The sequence below is a fragment of the Flavihumibacter sp. ZG627 genome (assembly GCF_000814325.1).
Lineage (GTDB): Bacteria > Bacteroidota > Bacteroidia > Chitinophagales > Chitinophagaceae > Flavihumibacter.
Genome location: NZ_JPHF01000006.1, coordinates 143,941 through 163,525 on the forward strand (window position 1 = coordinate 143,941; position 19,585 = coordinate 163,525).

The following is a 19,585-nucleotide window of genomic DNA, read 5'->3' on the forward strand; positions in this document are numbered from 1 at the left end:
GCTACCATCCGCCACCACCGCCACCACCGCCCCCGCCACCACTGGAACCTCCACCTCCTGAACCACCACTACTACTGCTGGGCGGAGTAGAGGCTGATGAAATAGTGCCAGTTAATCCCGATGATATGCTCTTGCTCAGATCACTCATGGTGAAACTTCTTCCAAAATTACTTCCCGTATGAAAATATGCTGGCTTGTATCCACCCGCTATTGCATCCTGAAGCATCTTATCAAACTTGGATGCCCATTCATTCTCAACTTTTAATGCAATGGCATAAGGAAGGTATTTTTCAAACAGATCCAGCGTTTTTTCGGGAGGGGTTAGTTGATTGTAAATATTTTGTTCTGCTTCCTTCAGGTATATGCGGAACCCTTCTATATGATCAGTAATATTCCGACCTTCTTCGGTATATGCACTCATGATCCTGGAGAATACAAGCTGCACAATTATCATCAATATGATCATCATTATACTGAAGTAAACAAGCGGCAAAGAAAAATAAGCAGTATTGAAAATAAAGGCAAGGATAATTGCCAACACCAGTATAGCCGCACCCAGCCATAAATAACCTTTGTTAAGTACAAACATGCCTTTGAAACTATTTTTTCTCCCGGAACGGATCAGGAAGCGACTTTTTAATGATTCTTCCAGTTTTGTGTTAAGTGTTTTGAGTTTGCTGTTATACGTTCCTTTGGAAGCTGTTTCCCCATAAATGTCTTCAATATTAAATCCATATCGGTCAGCAGGCATATTTTGGGTTTCCTTTTTTCCCTCTAATTCAGGTTTATTGAACCGGTATTCTGTTACAGGAAATATTTTTCCTTTTTTATTGACATCAATTTCAAGTTGCCGGTGAACCGCTGCATCTACAAGTGTTGCAGCAAACAAATGCGATCCGAACTGCTGTTCCAATAAATAACCCGTATCTGCTGGACTAAATGCCGGAGGAGGTTCAAACTGGGGGTAGATTGTGCCTTTAAGTGGATCACGGCCCCTGCGTTTCCATGTTCTGTAATAAAACAAAAACAAACCACTGAACAGTAATAATAATACCGGGATTATGTAATTACTTAGCACCAGATCAATAAAATTATCTGCCTTGCCGGGCGGTAGCAATACACCCTTTTTAATACTTGCAGCAACTGTCAGACCTTCTCTTGATTCAAACCTTCGCTTTCCCCAAAAAAGGATAGACCTATCATTCTCCAGCATTCCTGAACATTCCTTTTCCGTAGATCCCTGTATCCCTGTATAACAGTTCCATTCAAAAATCCTGGACTGATCCGGAAAAAGAATACTGCAGGATATGCTGTCAGCAGAAAAAACCCATCCATTGCCGTTTACATTCCAATAAAATTCATCTTTGTCGGGGTGGAAAATAAGCTGACGCCTTGTTTCATAATCAATTCGATAATCATACTTCCCCTCTGGCAATAACAGGTCTTTGCGACCAATCATTATTCGGCTTCCATTATACAATGCTTCGCTTATATATGGTTCCGGTGCACCATTTTTAAGTACAGCATTCAGGTGGAAGCCTGTTCGTGTCCATAATCCATCAGGTTTCAGATATCGTGTTGGGAAATCGCGCACAATGCCTCTTTGTATATCATCATTAACTGAGCCATTGCTGCCATTTCCATTATATACACTAATAAACTCACTCACTTTGATCGTTCCGTCTTTTTCAATCCTTATTTCGGAATGAAATGAAAGGATACGGTCGCTATTGTCTTTTATGAAAAGAGGATAAAAGTTGTCGGGATATTCAAATGCCCTTTCAATGGCTTCTGCTGCTGCCGAAAGATAAGCCTGTCTCGCTTTTTGAAAACCGCTGCTCCCTACAGAAGTTTCACTGTAATTATTATCAAGATGGGTGTACGGGTTTTGTAATAGAGCCTGCATTAGTTCAGAAAAGCGACTCCTTGATTTTGGGTAATTCATCCTGATCTCTTCTGCACTAAGAGATCTTTTGGCGCCAATTATTATGGCTTTTTCCAGGATCATGCTATCAAAATCGGCCGCACTGATAAACCTGTCTGATATTTCTGAATTGGCAAACTGCGCACCCGCACAAACTGACGTTGTCAATAGCCATCCCATTAAAAGACAGCGGAGGAAATTAATATGACATAGTATGTTCATACTTCACCTGAAACTAACCTTAGGTACTGCAGTGGCCGTGCGTTCTTCCTCAAAGAATACTTCTTCTCTGAAACCGAATATTCCTGCAACAATATTTCCGGGGAAAGTTGCAACAGACTGATTGTAATTGCGAACTGTACCATTATAATAACGACGGCTCTGGTTCAGTTTGGTTTCCATTTCAGTCAGATCATTCTGCAGGTTGATAAAATTCTGGCTGGCTTTGAGGTCGGGGTATTGTTCCGCTAATGCAAAAAAATCTACCAGCGCCCTGTTCATACCATTGGTTGCCTCGATCTGCTCTGCCGGCGTTCCGGCCTGCATACTTTTATTTCTCCACTTTACAACTTCTGTTAACGTGCTGCTTTCATGTAAAGCATAGCCTTTAACTGTTTCCACGAGATTGGGAATAAGATCATTCCTCTGCTGCAGGAAAGTACCTATTCCACTCCATCCTTCACGCACAAGTATCCGCAACCTGGTTAGCTTGTTATACAAGAAAACCACTAGCAGAATCATCAATACAATTACTATTATAATGATCGTTAGAGTTGACATTTGAGTATTATTTCAGGGTTAATCAGGACAGAGATTCTAATTGTGTTTTGTAGGTTGGAAGTTGCCTGTTTTTTGTTGCCTGTTCATAGGAATAGGCAAGAGAAAGGAGGGTAGGTTCTGAATACGCCGGACCATAAAAAGAAAGACCAACGGGCAATCCGTAAACCATTCCACAGGGTACTGTAATATGCGGATATCCCGAAGAAGCTGCAGGTGCAGTAAGGAATACATCACCCCACCGGTCGCCATACCAGAGGTCAATACTACAGGCCGGTCCCATTGTTAATCCCGATATGGCATCCAGCTTGTGTTCTTTTAGTATCCCGTCAATGATGACTTGCGATCCCTTGTGTGAATTTTTTAAAGCATCCTTATATTCTTTAGTATCGAGTGTGCCTAATGCTTCACAAGCTTCCAGTGTTTCCTGTTTAAAATATGGCATGGCACGATCTTCATTCGCCTTGTTGAATTCGATAACTTCTTTTAGTGATTTGATCTTAGCATTAGCGTTCGCGAGGTATTTATTTAAGCCAGCCTTGAACTCGTATTTCAAAACATTGTACTCATCATTGCCAAGATCATTGATGCGCTTCAGATAGCTCACCTCTATTACTTCGGCTCCCTTCGAACGCAGAACATCCTTAGCCTTCGCAAGTAAAGCATGCATATAATGGTTCTTTCCTGGCAATTCTTTCTCAATACCAATTCTTTTCCCTTTCAGGCCCTCTGTATCCAGAAATTTGGTATAGTCCTCTAATTTTTTTCCTTCGCTGGTGCGGGTTATTTCATCGTTTTCATCAATGCCTGTAAGCACCCCCAGTAGAATTGCCGTGTCGCGTACTGTCCTGGCCATAGGCCCTGCTGTATCCTGCGTATGGGAAATGGGAATGATACCAGTTCTGCTCACCAGACCAACGGTTGGCTTAAGTCCAACGATTCCGCTAACAGCAGCAGGACAAGTGATTGATCCGTCTGTTTCTGTTCCAATAGCCACAACGCAAAGATTTGCAGAAGGAGCAACTCCTGATCCTGAACTTGATCCGCAAGGGTTATGAGTGAGCAGGTAGGCACTCTTTGTTTGCCCGCCTCTGCTACTCCAGCCCGAGCAGGAACTGGTGGATCTGAAATTGGCCCATTCTGAGAGATTGGTCTTACCTAATATAACGGCACCGGCCAGTCGCAGTTGCTTTACGATAAATGCATCTTCCTTAGCTATATGTCCCTCCAATGCCAATGACCCGGCCGTTGTCTGCATCTTATCTGCCGTATCTATATTATCCTTGATCAAAACGGGAATACCATGCAGGCTACCCCTTATATTACCGGCTTTTCTTTCATTATCCATTTCTGCTGCAATGGATAAAGCATCAGGGTTTATTTCTATTATGGAATTTAATTTTGGCCCCGATTTGTCAATTTGCAGGATCCTGTCAAGGTACAATTGCGTTATGGACACGGCGGTCATGCTACCTTCCTTCATCTTCTGTTGTAAATCCTCGATGGTGATTTCCATTAAGGGGAAGCTATCTTGAGGGGATGCGATATCCTTAACACTGGATTCAGCCCCTTTCTTGCTTTCTTTGCATGCTCCCAAAGAAAAAGCGGAAACCGAGAGACCGGCGAGTGACCCGTTCCATAGAAAATTTCGTCTGTTCATTCTGGTTGGTTGGTATTAGAATTAATTCAATATAAGAAAAATCAACCTGCTCAAAGTAGAAAAATGGGGAAGCCATCGAGCATGATTTTCCACATTCAGGTAAAAAATTCCGCGACTATCCTATCATTCTTAGCCATTTAATACAAGAGAACCGCTGGCCCGGAGTTTGAATTATAAGTGTAGGTTTTTCATAGGATATTGGATTATAAAACGGGCTGTATTTCTATACTGGCCCTTTTTTTTTGCCTACACACCCAGTTCCTTCCGGGTTTTTGCAGGTAGTTTATTCCTCAAATGATTCTTCAGGCACTTTAAAAGTTGCATTTACAGGCACCTCATCAGGCGAACTGATCAGGAACATTTTACCCCCCACATTAAAACATAGGTGTGATTCCCATTTTATATCTTCTGTAACTGCAGGAAGTGAAAGGCATATTTCACGTATAAGGTCTATTATCATCGGTCTCCATTAAAAATGCCCCGCAGCTTTCACTACAGGGCATTGTTCAAGATAGTTATTTATATCAAATGTATTTTGTTTTACCTGGAACCGCGATAGGATAGAATCCATCTGCATCTGGCAATACCGGGGGTGCTGCATCCCAGGCAAATGTTTTGGGCATGATATCCAGCCCACTGTTAAGCGCCTTATCCATATCAATGATCTGACCGCTATAAGTTGCCATTCGGCCAAGGATAGAGGTCATTGTGCTATGAGCCCCATTTTCAGCATCTTCAAATTTGTATTGACCCTTAGCTATAGCAGCAAATAATTCATCATGCTCAGTCTGGTATGGATTATTTTCTGTTTTTGAATCAAACTTATACAGGGTTTTGCCTTTGCTGTCAGCAACCATACCTGCTCCGCAATGTATTTTACCTTTTGTTCCGATCAGCAATTCATCCACGCGACTCATAGTTCCCGGGATATGACGGCACTGGCTGTTCAGAATAGTGCCATCGGCATAGGTGAATTCTACAAAGTGATGATCAAATATCTCTCCATGATCCTTTCCTTTACGTACCTGTCTGCCTCCCATACCCTGTGCCTTAACGGGGTACGCTCCTTTGAACCAGTTTACAACGTCAAGATTATGGATATGCTGCTCTGTGATATGGTCACCACATAGCCAGTTGAAATAATACCAGTTGCGCATCTGGTATTCCATTTCAGTTTGTCCAGCCTTACGCCCCCTTACCCATACACCATCATTATTCCACCATGCCTGGGCAGAAGTAATATCACCTATCTGGTCCTTACGTTTGAAAAGTTCGCGGTAAGAGTTCTGGTAATGTCTCTGAAGACCTACAACTACATTCAGTTTTTTCTGCTTTGCCACAGCTGCTGCTTTTAATACTCGCTGAACACCAGTGGGGTCAACGGCAACAGGTTTTTCCATGAATACATGTTTGCCCTGTTTGATGGCTTCTTCAAAATGAATGGGACGGAATCCGGGAGGAGTGCATAGTATTACTACATCAGCAAGCGGAATGGCTTTAAGATAGCCATCGAATCCTGTGAATTTTCTTTCTTCCGGAACATCGATCTTTGCAAGCACAGCCGCATTATCAGCTAGCTCTTCCCCAATGCTTTTATAGCAATTATCAATATTGTCGCGGAATGCATCAGCCATTGCTACCAGCTTAACATTCTGCTTCGAAAGAAGCGCCTGGATAGCGGCACCAGTTCCTCTTCCGCCACATCCCACCAATACTACCTTAATAGTATCTTCACTTCCGGAAAAAAAATTGGCATGTGACATGAGTGGGGCTGCAATAATTCCACCTGTCAGGAGGCTGGATTGTTTTACAAATTCCCGGCGGGAATTTGTACGGTTTTTGGCATCGTTAGACATCTTGCTTGTTTGTTTATGGTGATCTAAGTTAATGCTGAAGGTATTCATCAAAAAATGCATTTGCTGCAGAAGGCGAGGGTTGTTCCAGTGGACGGATAATCCGGAAGCCGATAAAGCTGCCTTCGGTAAGCCACCAGGGACTTTTTGGTATCTGCGGATCACGGCGGTTCCATGCGGCAACAGATTTTATCCTGTTGGCTGATCTCAGTTCAATTGCTTCACTATTATAGCCACCACCCTTAAGCGTTTTTGGATAACGGGAAGCATTAAACGTTGTTTTTGGGTCTTTGGTTTTATCAGTCAGGCCTTCCTGAGGGTCAGAATAATAATGGTCAAGGGTCCATTCGGCAACATTCCCCATCATATCATAAAGTCCCCATGCATTCGGTTTCTTTGTTCCCGATTTATGGAATTTATTCTGGCTATTGGCGTTGTACCATGCATACTGGTCAAGCTCTTTCTCACTGGAGCCAAAAAAATAGCTGTCATTGCTCCCTGCCCGGCAGGCATATTCCCATTCTGCCTCTGTAGGAAGTCGATAAAAAACACCGGTTTTATTATAGAGCCAGCGGCAATACATAAGAGCAGATTGCTGGCTCATACTATTTACAGGATAGCCTCCCTCTTTTCCCATTCCTAAACTAAAATCTATATACTGCGGACTTGGCCTTGTGATAGCATCCACATCAGAATTCTGGCTGATAGATTCATCTTTGTAAAAAACATCAAAAGCATCGCGACTTACTTCCATAGACGCCATCCAGAAGGGTGATATACTTACTTGTCGCCTGGGTGCTTCATCTGTTTCATGACCTTTCTCTGTAGGATCCGATCCCATCGTGAAGGATCCGCCAGTAATGGGTACCATGGTGAAACTGATTGAACTTCCAGGAATGATTTGCTGATAGGTACGGAATGAATCCACGGGATTCTGGGCGGCAACAGTGAGCGTTGCCAGGGAGCCGCCAATAAATAAAAATAGCTCTTTCAAAATTGCTTGTTTAAAAAACCAATTTAGTTCATTTTCGGTAAGTGTTCATTTTACAGTTGTCCAGAATGAGGCAAAGCCCCTGCTCAATCGTTTGCGTATTTTTTCATTTCTGTATTCTGATATGATGAATTCTGCATTTTGTTCTCTCGCGAGTTTCCTGGCAGAAGAAAAGGAGAGTTGGCTGAATGCCTTGGTAAGCCAGTCGGCCTTTATACCATCGTCAGCAATAACGGTGACTGTGCGGCCCGAAGTGAGACCATACCCCGTTTGTGGATCAAGTACATGTGAATATTTTTTTCCTTCATGTATCATAAATTGAAAAGCATTACCAGAAGTTGTAACAGCTTTTCCTGATACACTGATGGTGCGCTCCAGTACTTTTTCGCGGCTCTCAGGTAGGCCCAGGGCAAGGGTCCAGCCATTTTTTCCAGGAGGGCTCCCTAATGTTACTATATCTCCACTTACATTCACCAGCGCTGAGGATATTCCCATAGAACGAAGGCTGTCAATCACCTTTTGTGCAATATATCCCTGTGCAATACCTCCCAGGTCAAGTAGCATACCTTTCTGGGTAAGCCATACCGAGCGTGTTGCTTTATCCAGCTTTATTTTTTTGTAACCACTAACTGCAAGGGCCTGTTGTACCTGGTTTTCTGATGGCCAGATCTTCTCTTTTCGGGCCCTACGCCAAAGGCGGGTCAGAGCACCAAGTGTAATATCAAAACTTCCCTGGCTTTTCCTGGATGCATCAACTGAAATCTCCAGAATGTCAAAGAGGGCAGGGGAGGCAATAAAAGCTTGATCCTGACCCGCTCTCACACATAAGCGATTCAGTTCGCTGCTGTCAATATAATCACTGAAGATATAAACCAGTGAATCCACCATTTTATATGCATCATCTGCAGCCCGGTTGGCAAGTAAGCTGTCAGTTGAATACAAAATGATATTAAAGGGAGATCCCATCTTGCTGGCAGAATAGCTAAACTTTTTCGGCTGCGCCTGGAGGTTATAAAAGGATATTAACAATCCTGCGTTCAAAATTATCTTAAGGAGCAATATTTTATATTTTTTGGATTGGATTCCGGTAAATTTAAGACTCAAATTTAATTGCCATGCAAAGAAGGGATTTTGTTCATCAATCATTACTTGCCGGTGGTGCACTTCTCACATCAACTGTGGCAGAAGCGGCAAAAGGAAAAACGGACACAAGTAGTTTATCAGAAAAACCTTTTAACCTCGATTATGCTTTCCATGATGGGATGTTCAAAAACCATGGCGGTGATGATTTTATTGAACAGATCAAATTTGCCCACAGTATGGGATTCCGTTCCATTGAAGATAATGGAATGATGGGCCGGTCGGTTGATCAACAAAAGAAGATTGGTGAAACCCTTGCGAAACTTGGAATGCGCATGGGCGTATTTGTTATAACATCTCAAAACTGGCATTGGAAGACCTCCCTCACGTCAGGGAAACAGGAGTTTATTGACCTCATGATCAAAGATTGCAAGGAAGCAGTTGAGGTGGCCAAACGTTGCGGTGCTAAATGGATGACGGTTGTTCCGGGTAATTATGAGAGAAGCCTCTCCCATGAATACCAGACCGCCAATGTTATTAATGCCCTGAGAAAAGGATCTGAAATTCTTGAACCGCATGGACTGGTGATGGTGCTGGAAGCGCTGAGTGATAACCCCGATCTTTTCCTTCGCCATACTGATCAGACCTATATGATATGCCAGGCTGTGGGAAGCCCATCCTGCAAGTTTCTTTTTGACATGTACCATATGCAGCGTAACGAAGGAAACATTATCGCAAATATTGACAAAACCTGGTCTGAAACGCCTTATTTCCAGATTGGCGATAATCCCGGCCGCAATGAGCCGGGCACGGGTGAAATGAATTATCGCAATATTTTCAGGCATATCCATTCAAAGGGATATAAGGGCATTCTTGGCATGGAGCATGGCAATGCCGGTAAAGGTAAAGAGGGTGAACTGGCTCTCATAAAAGCCTACCGTGATGCTGACAATTTCCTTGCTAATCCCCCTCGGTAAAAGGAATACTGTGCTGGTTCAGGAAATCTTTGATGATGGCCACATGTACGCATAATCCTACATGCAGGAAGGGATGGTTTGATACCTGTGTCTTATGTCCTCCATCAATGATCTCCTTACCATTAAGGTCAAACCCAAGGTGAAGATGCTTGGTTGCGAACTGCATTCCGTAAATGATGCCTTCCCGGTCAAAAAGAGGACCACCACTTTGTCCCCTTAACCCGGGTGTGCTCAGCTCAATTCCTGTATGTCCACCCTGGGGTTTGCCCAGAAAGCGGGTTACAATCCCATCGATCGGGAAGATGGGTGAATTTTGCTTTCCCTCTGTTGTCCACTCAATATTATCTGTTTCAGTATTGTGTTTGAAATTATTGAACTCCGGGAAAGGGAAACCAAGCCGGCAAAGGTATTTGCCTTGTTTAATACCGGTATTGTTGCGCTTGAAAATGGCATGACCACTGTAAAAGGTCTTTTCAAATCCCTTGAATTCAAGAATGGCCAGATCCTGCGTGGCATGCATATGTATATCGATCTTGGCTATCTTGTCAAAGCTGTTCCGGAAATTGGTTTTCAATTGAACCATGGTCTCCTTGGTATACTTGTACTTATTATCAAGGTTTTTCAGGAATTGCGGGTATTTATTATCTTTTGCGAGCCGGTTTCTCTCTGATTTATATTCGTTATAGGCATTGTTGATCTTATCGGCTGAAATGATCATATTGGCCACATGCTTACAGGTAATGGCAGCGCCCTTATCATTTACAAAAAAGAAAGTGGATGCCCCCGGAACAATCATACCGTTATGATACCGGGCTATTGTATGCAGTGGCCTGGTGAACTTTGATACATTTTCAATGGCGCTTTCGAACATGGGGCTTCAATTAGATGGTAATATACTATTTTAGCCCTTCGCAATAATACCTCTATGCACTCCTTTGAAGAATTATCAAAAGATTTTATATCGCGTTTTCAGCAATCACATTTTCCGGAACATCCTGCATCCTTATATGGTGCGGCTGAATATTTCCTGGGCCTGGGAGGAAAAAGGATACGGCCTGTTTGCTGCCTGATGGGCAATGAACTGTTCGATGAGATCAATCCAAATACCTGGCATGTGGCCAATGCCATTGAGATCTTCCATAATTTCACACTCATTCATGATGACATTATGGATAAAGCTCCCCTGAGAAGGGGTATGGAAACGGTTCATTATAAATATGGTGAACCCACTGCATTACTTGCGGGCGATGTTATGCTGGTTGTATCTTATGATTACCTCAATAAGATCCGTAGCGAACACATTCACAGGATCATCCAATTATTCAACCGTACTGCCAGGCAGGTCTGTGAGGGCCAGCAGCTGGATATGGATTTTGAGAAAGCAGATGATGTTTCCCTGGATGCCTATATTAATATGATAGAATTGAAGACCTCGGTTCTATTAGCCGCCAGCCTGAAATTGGGCGCTATACTCGGAGGAGCAGGAGAGGGCAACCTCCATCATATATATGAATTTGGCCGGAATCTGGGTATAGCTTTCCAGGTGCAGGATGATTTCCTGGATGCCTTCGGTGATCCAGCCAAGTTTGGTAAACAGGTAGGTGGTGATATACTTGCTAATAAAAAAACATTCCTTTTGATCAGGGCTATGGAATCGGCCAGTGAAAGCCAGCGTGCCGAACTGCGATCACTCTCAGATTCAAATCCCCCCGATAAAGTGGAGAAAGTATTATCCATATTCCGGAGTTGCGGAGTAGATGTTTGGGCAAGGGAATTGCAGGATAAATACCTCAATACAGCCCTCCAACACCTTGATGATATAGCGGTATTGAGTAAGCGCAAAGAGCCCCTTAAGAAACTGGCTCATTTCCTTGTTCAACGCGATTACTGAGTAAAAAAACCGTTCTTACACGCTCTTACCTGATCCAATAATTACATATCTTGGCCAATTAAACCAACTGCATGCCGACTTCTTTATTCAGAAAAAAATCCATAGATAAGATCATACGCGACCATGAGCAGGGACTATCCGATGGTCATGAGTCAGGAATGAAAAAGGTATTGAATGTTCGCGACCTCACCATGATGGGTATCGCTGCAGTTATTGGGGCGGGCATTTTTTCTACCATAGGATCAGCCGCTTTCAATGGCGGACCGGGAGTCATATTTCTTTTTCTTATAACCGCAGTTACCTGTGGATTTACCGCACTCTGCTATGCTGAATTTGCGTCGCGTGTTCCGGTTTCCGGTAGCGCTTATACCTATTCGTATGTAACCTTTGGTGAACTGATCGCATGGATCCTGGGATGGGCACTTATCCTTGAATACAGTATTGGTAATATTGTTGTTGCCATTAGCTGGAGTTCTTATTTCAATAATATTCTGCATAATGTGCTGGGCATCGACCTTCCGGCATACCTCACAACAGGTTATCAAACTGCGAAGTCGGCCTACCAGTCCGCATTGGCAGCAGGTGAGCCCACCGATGCCATGGTGTATGCAACCGCTCCCAAAATCATGGGTATACCTTTTGTTGTGAACCTGCCTGCCTTCCTTATCGTGATCCTGGTTACCATGCTCGCTTATATTGGTATTAAGGAAAGTAAGAATACTGCCAATTTCATGGTTGGTTTGAAGATCGTGGTGTTGTTACTGATTGCTGCAGTTGGTTTATGGATAATCTTTTCAGAAGATACAACCAGTAACTGGACGCCTTTCCTTCCAAATGGAATGACAGGTGTATTAAAAGGGGTTTCTGCTGTTTTCTTTGCCTATATCGGCTTCGATGCCATATCAACAACGGCAGAGGAGTGCTCTAACCCACAGCGCGATATGCCCCGGGGTATGATATATTCCCTTATTATCTGCACCGTCATTTATGTAATAACAACGCTGGTAATAACAGGGATGGTTAACTATAAAGAATTTGAAGGCGTTACTGATCCGCTCGCATTTGTTTTTGACAAGATCAATATGCAGAAGATTGGAACCTTCGTTTCCATTAGCGCCGTTATCGCAGCCACCAGTGTTATGCTTGTTTTCCAGATCGGGCAACCAAGGATCTGGATGAGTATGAGCCGCGACGGACTCATGCCAAAATCATTTTCAAAGATCCATCCCCGTTACCAGACTCCCTGGTTTGCAACCATCATAACCGGCCTTGTGGTAGGTATCCCGGTATTGTTCGCGGATGATAAGCTGATGACCGACCTTACCAGTATAGGAACGCTGTTTGCTTTTGTATTGGTTTGTGGTGGTGTTTTACTGCTGCCCCGGATTGCCAATAAACCCGGAAAGTTTAACCTTCCTTACATTAATGCAAAATTCATAATACCAGTTGTTGTGATTGCTTTTACCTGGCTCTGGCGCCATCGTATAGCCGAAGCAGTTAGTAATATCAGCGATGAAGGATACCAGGAGATTTTATTCCTTGTTTTCATGCTCACCTCCTGGTTGATGGCAATTTTTTCCTTCCTCCGTAACTATTCGCTGATCCCGGTTTTAGGTATGCTATGTTGTATGTATCTCATGATCGAGATCCCTGCAAAGAGTTGGCTGGTATTCTTTATCTGGATGGCTGTGGGCCTTGCTTTCTACTTCCTGTATGGTTACCGGAAGAGTAAGCTGGCAACTAATCTATAAACCATTTGCGGACCTTATCTTTGTCACATGAAATTTGAAGTTGGAGATAAGGTGGTGGTACGTCTCACCAATGAGGATGGGGAAGTGGTGGAAATTATTAATGAAAAGATGGTGATGGTGGATGTTCGGGGGGTTAAGTTCCCGGCATATACTGACCAACTTGATTTCCCCTATTTCAAACAATTTTCTAAACAAAAACTGGTAAAGGAAAAGCCCAAACCAAAAACTTTCATTGACCAGGTACCAAAAGAGAAGATCGTTCAGAAACCTCGCCGCGATCCCAATGGGGTCTGGATCACCTTTATTCCGAAATTTGAAGCGGATGAATTTGGTGATGAAGTGGTTTCAAATCTTAAGATCCACCTTCACAACCAGAATGATGCAGGATACAGCTTCACTTATCAGCTAAAGTATTTTGGTGATACAGATTTTGAATTGCGGAATGAGATTCTTGCCTTCCAGGATTTCTATCTCCACGATATCCCTTTTGCGGATCTCAATGATAGTCCGTCATACCATTTTGAATTTTCATTACTTACCCCCGATAAGAAAAAGGCTCCTTTTTTTGAGGCTTCATTAAAATTGAAACCAAAGCAGGTTTTCATGAAGATCCAGGAGATACAGCAGAAAGGTGAGCCAACATTTTCCTACCAGCTTTTCAAAGATTACCCGGCAAAGGTGGAAGAGGAAAAAATGGAGTTGGGAAAACTTGCTGCTGCCGGTTATAAGATCTATGAGGCCTCCCAGGCCCGCCAGCATCTTCCTCCTGCCCGAACAGTAGTAGATCTTCATATGGAGAAGCTTACCGATAGTTGGAAGGGCATGAGTAATTTTGAAATTTTACAAATGCAGATGCAGGAGTTTGAGAAGTATTTTGACCTCGCATTGGCACATTACCAGCCTATGCTCACCATCATCCACGGGGTTGGAAGTGGACGGCTTCGCGATGAGATCCATGATATGCTTCGCCATCGTAGCCAGGTGAAATACTTCGTGAACCAATACCATCCCAGTTATGGGTATGGAGCAACCGAGATCCACTTTCAGTACTGAGTTCTTCTTATCTTTACAGGCTTCTCACCGCGCTGCCGCGGTACATGTTTCATGTAACGAGGAAAGTCCGGACAGCATAGGGCAATACACCGGCTAACGGCCGGGGGGCGGGCAACCGTTCACAGAAAGTGCCACAGAAAATAACTGCCCGTTTCGCTTTGGCGAAACAGGTGAGGGTGAAAACGTAGGGTAAGAGCCTACGGTAGCCGGCAGTAATGCCGGTTGGGGGTAAACCTTGTATGCTGAAATGCCATGTAAACCGGTGGCTGAGGGCGGCTCGCCCGATGGTTCCGAAAGGGCCAACGCCGGAGGGTAGGCAGATAGATCGCAATAGTAATGTTGCGGCCAGATAAATGGTAGCGGCCTGTTATGGGTAAAACCAAAACAGGAACAGAATCCGGCTTACAGGTGAGAAGTTTATTAAAACGACCAGGGGGTCGTTTTTTATTTGTTTATTCTAACCTAATCGCCAAGGCCTGGTCTTTTCCTCAATTGTTTGATCTGCGCCTTTTGCTTTTTATGTTCAATTCTTTTTTCTTTAGCCCCCGCACCTGGTTTTGTGGCTATCCTTGATTTCTTTTTCCGGAAGGCCTCTTTAACAAGCTCATTCATTTTGCTGATGACGATCGCTTTATTTCCCAGTTGTGTTCTGTCGGCCTGTGATCGCACCTGCAGAAAACCTTCCCCCTTTATACGGTTAGCTAATTTCTGGTGAAGCAATAGCTTTTGTTCGGTATTAAAAAAAGCGGAGCCATCAATATGCCACCTTCCCTCTACCATGGTTTCCACCTTGTTCACATTTTGTCCGCCACTGCCCCCGCTTCTTGCAGTACGGAATATTATCTCACTGCTGATATCAATATTCATGATGACGCAAAGTTATGGCAACCGTGGCGGCAATCTCCATCATCCAGGCCAGTCCAAGATGTATTATTATTCCACCCCAGATACTGTGAGAATAACAGGCAATGATGCCCAGTATCATTCCCCCGAAATAGGAAGAAATACATTCCAGCATGGGCTTACCAAAATGTATGGAACAATAGAATACAGCCATTGGCAATATTGCTGCCGGCCCCACATAACGGCTGAATAAAATAACCAGGAACCCCCTGAAAAAAATTTCAATGGTAAAGAAATCACTGCCATAGGAGAGTTCATATAGCAACTTTTGCCACCAGGATGGCCCGGCCGGTGCAAGGAAAGAAATATTTCTAAGTTTAGGATAGGTATTCAGGAAATCGGATTGTGTTGCAGCAAATGCCACCAGTGGAATCATACATGAAAGCAGCATTATATAGGGGCCCCATGAGGGAATAGAATAACTTAATCCATGTGCGTTCAGGAACCCGCTCCCTTTATTTGCTGATGAGGGAAGAAAACTATAAATGATAAATAATAAACTAGCAGTGATCAATAATCGAAGCGGCCAGTCAGTTATGATGGATAGGTACCATCCCTTGTGACCCGGATGCCATCCCTGTATCAACTCTTTCCAGCCTCCGGCTGTTACCTTGATTGCAAAAATTGCTGGAGCCAGTATCACCAGTATAATTATTAAGGGGCCAGGGCGTATACTGCCATCAAAAAGATAGTATAACATGTAGGGTATAGCAAATGCTATGAGGTAAACAAAATAATATCCCAGGAATTTAATAGGACGGTTAGGAAGATTGTGTAACCATTTTGGTTCTATACCCCATCTATAATTGAGAATGATTAACAGGGCAGCAAATAGCGTACAACAAAGCAGGTAAGGTTTACTTGTTTGCTGGTAAAATTCCTGGAACCACGATAGAAAATTTTGCATATTTAATTATACGTGCACTATTATTAAGAGGAAAGTTAATATAGTTTTTGATTGCCCTGTGGTAACTGTTTATGAAGCGTTAAGAGAAGTCTGTAGAAATGTTAAGTTGTCTTCCTTAAATCTGTTTTAAAGGTAGTTGGCCCGCTAATTGAATTACTACGATTGTATTCAACTATTAAAATAAGTACCATGAAAAAGTTAATGTACTCAATAACAGCAATTGCCTTTCTGGCCGCCTGCGGTACAAAAGGTACAACCGAAGAAAAAGAAGTAGCTGCCGCGCCTGCCCCAGTTGTGGTGGAGCGTGCAAAAGTTACAACCAAGAAAAGCTCAAATTATCGCTCATCTAACAGTGGTAACTACTCCATCAATAATGAAAGTGCGGCAAGAGTTCCACAAAAACCTACAGGAGTAAGTGATGCTGCAAAAGGCGCTATAATTGGTGGTGTGGCTGGTGCTGGCGCCGGTGCCATCATTGATCGGAAAAAGCCTGCCCGTGGTGCAGTTATCGGTGGCGTGGTTGGAGCAGGTACCGGATATACGATCGGACGTTCCAGCGACCGGAAATCTGGTCGTGTTGAACAGGGCCGTGAATACAGGGATTACAAAAGAAGTCAATAACTAATATAAAATAATAACCTGGTGATCCTGGTTGGCTGGTTCGGTTTTACCGATAAAGTTGACCGGGATCCCTTTTTTAATCCTGCGGGGTTTCCTGGCGGAATGCATCCTGCATATTCTCCAGCAATTTGGTCCCGATCATTTTTTTAGCAAGTCGTAGCATGTTTTTGAAGGAAGTGGAATGGGAGATTCCATGACCGATAATAACCGGTTTATTAACGCCTAGAATTGGAGTACCACCATAATTTTCGAAATTGAAGCGGTCGAAGTATGCATGTTGAATATTCTTCCGGCTGGTTACCTCATATAATGATTCGGCTAACTTAAGAATGATATTACCCGTAAAACCTTCACATACCATGATATCGGCCTTGTCAACCAGTATATCACGCCCTTCAATATTGCCAATGAAATTGATCTGGGTATTTTCTTTAAGGAGGGGATAAGTTGCTTGTGCCAGTATATTACCTTTCCCTTCTTCTTCCCCTATATTCACCAATCCAACTCTTGGGTTCTCCACACCAAGAATATGTGTGGCATAAAGGCTACCCAAAATCGCAAACTGGTTTAGATGTTCCGGCTTACAATCTGCATTAAGACCTACATCCAGTAATAAACCTGTTTTACCATCTTCCTTCGGAATAATGGTGGAAATAGTGGGTCTTAAAACCCCTTCAATGGGTTTGAGACTGTAATGTGCACCAACCAGCATGGCACCGGTATTGCCGGCACTGATAAACGCATCGATCTTAGCATTGGCAAGATAATAGTATCCTACTGCAATGGAAGATTGTTGCTTTTCTTTCAACGCCTTGGTGGGATGCTCATGCATGCCAATCACCTGAGGGGCATGCACTATAGAAACCTTTTCGGAGGCGATCCCATATTCTTCCAGTAATGGCTTCAGAAGAGCTTCATCACCGAATAAAACAATATTTGCCGGAGAATGGTGTTCCGACAGGAAAAGCTGAAGACCCTTCACCGCTTCCAGCGGCGCAAAGTCTCCACCCATCATGTCCAGACCGATTTTCATCTCCGGCAAACTATACAATTGTATACAGGTTAATTATTTCTTGATGGGTGATTTCTCAGCCACCAGCTTTCCCTTGTAGAACAATTTTCCTTCGCTCACGTGTGCACGATGACGTACATGCAGTTCACCAGTTGTGCTATCTGTGCTCAGGGTAGCTGCAGCGGCCTTGTAATGCGTCCTTCTCTTGGCACTACGCTGCTGTGAATGTCTGCGTTTCGGATTTGGCATATCTCAACAGTTTATTATATACAAAAATCAATTTCCCAGGTCCTTAAATTTATCCAGTCCCTTCCAGATCGGATTATCTGTGTGGGTCTCTTCCGTGTCCATCTTCCGGAGCATTTCCAGCGCCTCCTGGTTACAGTAAGGCTGCTTTCCGGCTTCCTCCTCCGCGCACATACGGCGCATTGGCATACTCAGTACAATGAACTCATAGATCCAATCGGCAACATGCAGGTGACTTTCTCCCCTCGATATATAATATACATCAGGATCCTCTTCCTGTCCATTCATCTCCTCAGGGTTCTCCACCAGCTTTACAACTATATTGAACTCATCGAAAAGGGTCCAGGGTAATGAAGTGCTTCCACACCGGTCACAATTCACTTCCACCGTTCCACCGATCTCGAACTTCAGCAACATGAAACCATTCTTCTTATCCAGACTCAATTTTACCTGAGCCCTTGAATTACGAACGTCCGCCTGCTGATAGTTCTCAAAGAACTTATCCGTTACTGAATATTCAAACTCATGAATTCCGGGCTTCAACCCCACAAAAGCAATATCAAATTCCCGTCTGCTGCTCATGAGTACCTTTTTTAAAGGTTGGCAAAGGTAGTAAAATATAATTGAACCAAAGGGTTTTTTTTGCTCAAAACCCTTAATTTCGATGCCGTAAAACAAAAGTACATTATTCACAGGCATGAACGGAATTGTAAACATATTCGGTGCATATCTGGCCTTCTTACGGTCCGCCTGTGCTAATGTTCCCTGACAAGCACCCTCTCAAAGCTCTCCCTTGAAATGATTCATTACTTTCTGTGATAAGTCATATCTGTTGTTTTTGTATTTCGTATACTTACATATTAAACATATAAATAATGAAAAACGTTGCTGTCGTTGGACTTGGCAAGGTTGGTTCTTTGGTTGGAACCCTGCTAAGCGATCTTTTTATCGTAACCGGCTTTGACCAGAGCAAGCCCGCTACCGATCTTTCTTTTGCAGTGGAAACGGGTTCTATCAAAGATACCGCCCAACTGGAGGCTTTTCTCTCTAAGCAGGATGCTGTTGTTTCCTGTCTTCCCTATAACCTTAATCTGCCAGTGGCACAAGCTGCTCATAAACTCGGGATCCATTATTTTGACCTCACAGAAGATGTTCCCACCACTGCGGCAATCCGCGAAATGGCCAAAACATCTAAAGGGGTGATGGCACCCCAGTGTGGCCTCGCCCCCGGCTTTATCGGTATAGTGGGAGCCGACCTCTATAACCGCTTCACCAAACTCCGCGATGTGGAACTGAGGGTAGGAGCTCTTCCCCGTTATCCCAACGGACTCATGGGTTACTCCTTCACCTGGTCGCCTGCCGGCGTTATCAATGAATATATCAATGATTCTGAAGTGATCCATAACGGTGAAAGAAAAATGGTTCCCTCCCTGGAAGGCATTGAAATGATCAATATAGAAGGGCAGGAGTTCGAGGCTTTCAGCACAAGTGGCGGTTTGGGTACAATGTGCGAAACCCTGGCGGGAAAAGTAGATACCCTCAACTACAAAACCATGCGCTATCCCGGTCATGCCAAACTCATGCGCTTCCTCTTATATGAACTGATTCTGAAAGAAAAGCGTGAACTGGTGGAACAAATTTTAACCGAAGCAAAACCACCGGTTCGTGAAGATGTTGTATATGTATATGCTGTTGTGGAAGGATGGAAGGATGACCAGCTTGCAAGGGAAGAATTCTATCATGCGTATCATCCAATCATGATCCATGGAAAAGAGTGGCGTGCTATCAGCTGGACTACCGCCGCTTCAGTTGCTGCCGTGGTGGAGATGGTTGCCAACGGAACCCTGGCAAATCAGGGCTTTATCAAGCAGGAAGAAATTTCCTATGAAGCCTTCATCAAAACCAAGAACGGAAGCCTCTATCAAAGTCAACATTAATA

At 43.6% G+C, this 19,585-nt stretch carries 19 protein-coding genes and 1 other RNA gene; 7 read left to right on the forward strand and 13 right to left on the reverse strand.

Annotated features, from left to right (window positions below; genetic code table 11):
* Position 1: 1 nt before the first annotated feature.
* From HY58_RS13270 to HY58_RS13295, 7 genes are all read right to left on the reverse strand, one after another.
* Positions 2–2,146: a DUF2207 domain-containing protein gene (locus HY58_RS13270; protein ID WP_082022168.1), complete on the reverse strand. Its 2,145-nt coding sequence runs from the start codon at positions 2,144–2,146 to the stop codon at positions 2–4.
* Between the two features lie 3 nt (positions 2,147–2,149).
* The gene (locus tag HY58_RS13275) at positions 2,150–2,704 is read right to left on the reverse strand and encodes a LemA family protein (RefSeq protein ID WP_039132739.1); all 555 of its coding nucleotides are present in this window, start codon (positions 2,702–2,704) and stop codon (positions 2,150–2,152) included.
* A gap of 22 nt (positions 2,705–2,726) precedes the next feature.
* Positions 2,727–4,361 (reverse strand): amidase, encoded by a 1,635-nt coding sequence (locus tag HY58_RS13280; protein ID WP_039132741.1) that lies wholly within the window; start codon positions 4,359–4,361, stop codon positions 2,727–2,729.
* A gap of 283 nt (positions 4,362–4,644) precedes the next feature.
* Positions 4,645–4,821 carry an MmcQ/YjbR family DNA-binding protein gene (locus HY58_RS19340; RefSeq protein WP_082022169.1) on the reverse strand — a complete coding sequence of 59 codons (177 nt, stop codon included), beginning with the start codon at positions 4,819–4,821 and terminating at the stop codon, positions 4,645–4,647.
* 64 nt (positions 4,822–4,885) lie between these two features.
* Complete coding sequence (locus HY58_RS13285; RefSeq protein WP_039132870.1) at positions 4,886–6,217, reverse strand: Gfo/Idh/MocA family protein; 1,332 nt, start codon at positions 6,215–6,217, stop codon at positions 4,886–4,888.
* A gap of 28 nt (positions 6,218–6,245) precedes the next feature.
* Entirely contained in the window at positions 6,246–7,208 is a 963-nt protein-coding gene (locus HY58_RS13290) for an SUMF1/EgtB/PvdO family nonheme iron enzyme (protein WP_052324110.1), read from the reverse strand.
* Between the two features lie 45 nt (positions 7,209–7,253).
* Positions 7,254–8,234 carry an FAD:protein FMN transferase gene (locus HY58_RS13295; protein ID WP_172644660.1) on the reverse strand — a complete coding sequence of 327 codons (981 nt, stop codon included), beginning with the start codon at positions 8,232–8,234 and terminating at the stop codon, positions 7,254–7,256.
* Between the two features lie 86 nt (positions 8,235–8,320).
* On the opposite strand from HY58_RS13295, the gene HY58_RS13300 reads away from it, so the two are divergent.
* On the forward strand, positions 8,321–9,262 hold the full coding sequence (locus HY58_RS13300; protein WP_039132745.1) for a hydroxypyruvate isomerase family protein: 942 nt from the start codon (positions 8,321–8,323) through the stop codon (positions 9,260–9,262).
* Here the strand turns inward: HY58_RS13300 and HY58_RS13305 are convergent.
* Positions 9,246–10,133 (reverse strand): trypsin-like peptidase domain-containing protein, encoded by an 888-nt coding sequence (locus HY58_RS13305; RefSeq protein WP_039132747.1) that lies wholly within the window; start codon positions 10,131–10,133, stop codon positions 9,246–9,248. The two genes, HY58_RS13300 and HY58_RS13305, sit on opposite strands and share 17 nt — an antisense overlap.
* A gap of 54 nt (positions 10,134–10,187) precedes the next feature.
* Between HY58_RS13305 and HY58_RS13310 the strand changes: the two genes are divergently transcribed.
* The 4 genes from HY58_RS13310 to rnpB all read left to right on the forward strand — a co-directional run bounded on the left by HY58_RS13310 (position 10,188) and on the right by rnpB (position 14,378).
* Positions 10,188–11,153, forward strand: a complete 966-nt coding sequence (locus HY58_RS13310; protein ID WP_039132749.1) for a polyprenyl synthetase family protein — start codon at positions 10,188–10,190, stop codon at positions 11,151–11,153.
* A gap of 71 nt (positions 11,154–11,224) precedes the next feature.
* The gene (locus tag HY58_RS13315; protein WP_039132751.1) at positions 11,225–12,904 is read left to right on the forward strand and encodes an amino acid permease; all 1,680 of its coding nucleotides are present in this window, start codon (positions 11,225–11,227) and stop codon (positions 12,902–12,904) included.
* Between the two features lie 27 nt (positions 12,905–12,931).
* Positions 12,932–13,957, forward strand: coding sequence for a Smr/MutS family protein (locus HY58_RS13320; RefSeq protein ID WP_039132753.1), 1,026 nt, complete (start codon positions 12,932–12,934; stop codon positions 13,955–13,957).
* 19 nt (positions 13,958–13,976) lie between these two features.
* Positions 13,977–14,378, forward strand: an RNA gene (gene rnpB, locus HY58_RS18955) — RNase P RNA component class A.
* Between the two features lie 41 nt (positions 14,379–14,419).
* Here rnpB and arfB read toward each other — a convergent pair.
* Positions 14,420–14,824, reverse strand: a complete 405-nt coding sequence (arfB, locus tag HY58_RS13325; RefSeq protein ID WP_039132756.1) for an alternative ribosome rescue aminoacyl-tRNA hydrolase ArfB — start codon at positions 14,822–14,824, stop codon at positions 14,420–14,422.
* Positions 14,814–15,767, reverse strand: coding sequence for a CPBP family intramembrane glutamic endopeptidase (locus HY58_RS13330; protein ID WP_052324112.1), 954 nt, complete (start codon positions 15,765–15,767; stop codon positions 14,814–14,816). Before HY58_RS13330 ends, arfB begins: the two co-directional genes overlap by 11 nt.
* A gap of 189 nt (positions 15,768–15,956) precedes the next feature.
* Here HY58_RS13330 and HY58_RS13335 point away from each other — a divergent pair, with 189 nt between their 5' ends.
* Positions 15,957–16,388 (forward strand): YMGG-like glycine zipper-containing protein, encoded by a 432-nt coding sequence (locus HY58_RS13335; RefSeq protein WP_052324113.1) that lies wholly within the window; start codon positions 15,957–15,959, stop codon positions 16,386–16,388.
* Between the two features lie 76 nt (positions 16,389–16,464).
* On the opposite strand, the gene plsX is transcribed toward HY58_RS13335, so the two are convergent.
* The 3 genes from plsX to HY58_RS13350 are packed head-to-tail and all read right to left on the reverse strand — an operon-like array spanning position 16,465 to position 18,228.
* On the reverse strand, positions 16,465–17,421 hold the full coding sequence (plsX, locus tag HY58_RS13340) for a phosphate acyltransferase PlsX (protein ID WP_039132758.1): 957 nt from the start codon (positions 17,419–17,421) through the stop codon (positions 16,465–16,467).
* A 33-nt stretch (positions 17,422–17,454) separates the two neighbouring features.
* The gene (gene rpmF / locus HY58_RS13345) at positions 17,455–17,649 is read right to left on the reverse strand and encodes a 50S ribosomal protein L32 (protein WP_039132760.1); all 195 of its coding nucleotides are present in this window, start codon (positions 17,647–17,649) and stop codon (positions 17,455–17,457) included.
* Positions 17,650–17,676: 27 nt separating this feature from the next.
* Positions 17,677–18,228, reverse strand: a complete 552-nt coding sequence (locus tag HY58_RS13350; RefSeq protein ID WP_039132898.1) for a DUF177 domain-containing protein — start codon at positions 18,226–18,228, stop codon at positions 17,677–17,679.
* Positions 18,229–18,521: 293 nt separating this feature from the next.
* On the opposite strand from HY58_RS13350, the gene HY58_RS13355 reads away from it, so the two are divergent.
* On the forward strand, positions 18,522–19,583 hold the full coding sequence (locus tag HY58_RS13355; RefSeq protein ID WP_039132762.1) for a saccharopine dehydrogenase family protein: 1,062 nt from the start codon (positions 18,522–18,524) through the stop codon (positions 19,581–19,583).
* Positions 19,584–19,585 lie beyond the last annotated feature (2 nt).

Excerpts from the sequence above, each read along its gene's own strand:
- HY58_RS13315 (WP_039132751.1), top strand. The coding sequence starts at position 11,225 with ATGCCGACTTCTTTATTCAGAAAAAAATCCATAGATAAGATCATACGC.
- HY58_RS13270 (WP_082022168.1), bottom strand. The coding sequence starts at position 2,146 with ATGAACATACTATGTCATATTAATTTCCTCCGCTGTCTTTTAATGGGA.
- rpmF (WP_039132760.1), bottom strand. The coding sequence starts at position 17,649 with ATGCCAAATCCGAAACGCAGACATTCACAGCAGCGTAGTGCCAAGAGA.
- plsX (WP_039132758.1), bottom strand. The coding sequence starts at position 17,421 with ATGAAAATCGGTCTGGACATGATGGGTGGAGACTTTGCGCCGCTGGAA.
- HY58_RS13350 (WP_039132898.1), bottom strand. The coding sequence starts at position 18,228 with ATGAGCAGCAGACGGGAATTTGATATTGCTTTTGTGGGGTTGAAGCCC.
- HY58_RS13320 (WP_039132753.1), top strand. The coding sequence starts at position 12,932 with ATGAAATTTGAAGTTGGAGATAAGGTGGTGGTACGTCTCACCAATGAG.
- HY58_RS13275 (WP_039132739.1), bottom strand. The coding sequence starts at position 2,704 with ATGTCAACTCTAACGATCATTATAATAGTAATTGTATTGATGATTCTG.
- HY58_RS13280 (WP_039132741.1), bottom strand. The coding sequence starts at position 4,361 with ATGAACAGACGAAATTTTCTATGGAACGGGTCACTCGCCGGTCTCTCG.
- HY58_RS13355 (WP_039132762.1), top strand. The coding sequence starts at position 18,522 with ATGAAAAACGTTGCTGTCGTTGGACTTGGCAAGGTTGGTTCTTTGGTT.
- HY58_RS13310 (WP_039132749.1), top strand. The coding sequence starts at position 10,188 with ATGCACTCCTTTGAAGAATTATCAAAAGATTTTATATCGCGTTTTCAG.
- arfB (WP_039132756.1), bottom strand. The coding sequence starts at position 14,824 with ATGAATATTGATATCAGCAGTGAGATAATATTCCGTACTGCAAGAAGC.
- HY58_RS13285 (WP_039132870.1), bottom strand. The coding sequence starts at position 6,217 with ATGTCTAACGATGCCAAAAACCGTACAAATTCCCGCCGGGAATTTGTA.
- HY58_RS19340 (WP_082022169.1), bottom strand. The coding sequence starts at position 4,821 with ATGATAATAGACCTTATACGTGAAATATGCCTTTCACTTCCTGCAGTT.
- HY58_RS13335 (WP_052324113.1), top strand. The coding sequence starts at position 15,957 with ATGAAAAAGTTAATGTACTCAATAACAGCAATTGCCTTTCTGGCCGCC.
- HY58_RS13330 (WP_052324112.1), bottom strand. The coding sequence starts at position 15,767 with ATGCAAAATTTTCTATCGTGGTTCCAGGAATTTTACCAGCAAACAAGT.
- HY58_RS13300 (WP_039132745.1), top strand. The coding sequence starts at position 8,321 with ATGCAAAGAAGGGATTTTGTTCATCAATCATTACTTGCCGGTGGTGCA.
- HY58_RS13305 (WP_039132747.1), bottom strand. The coding sequence starts at position 10,133 with ATGTTCGAAAGCGCCATTGAAAATGTATCAAAGTTCACCAGGCCACTG.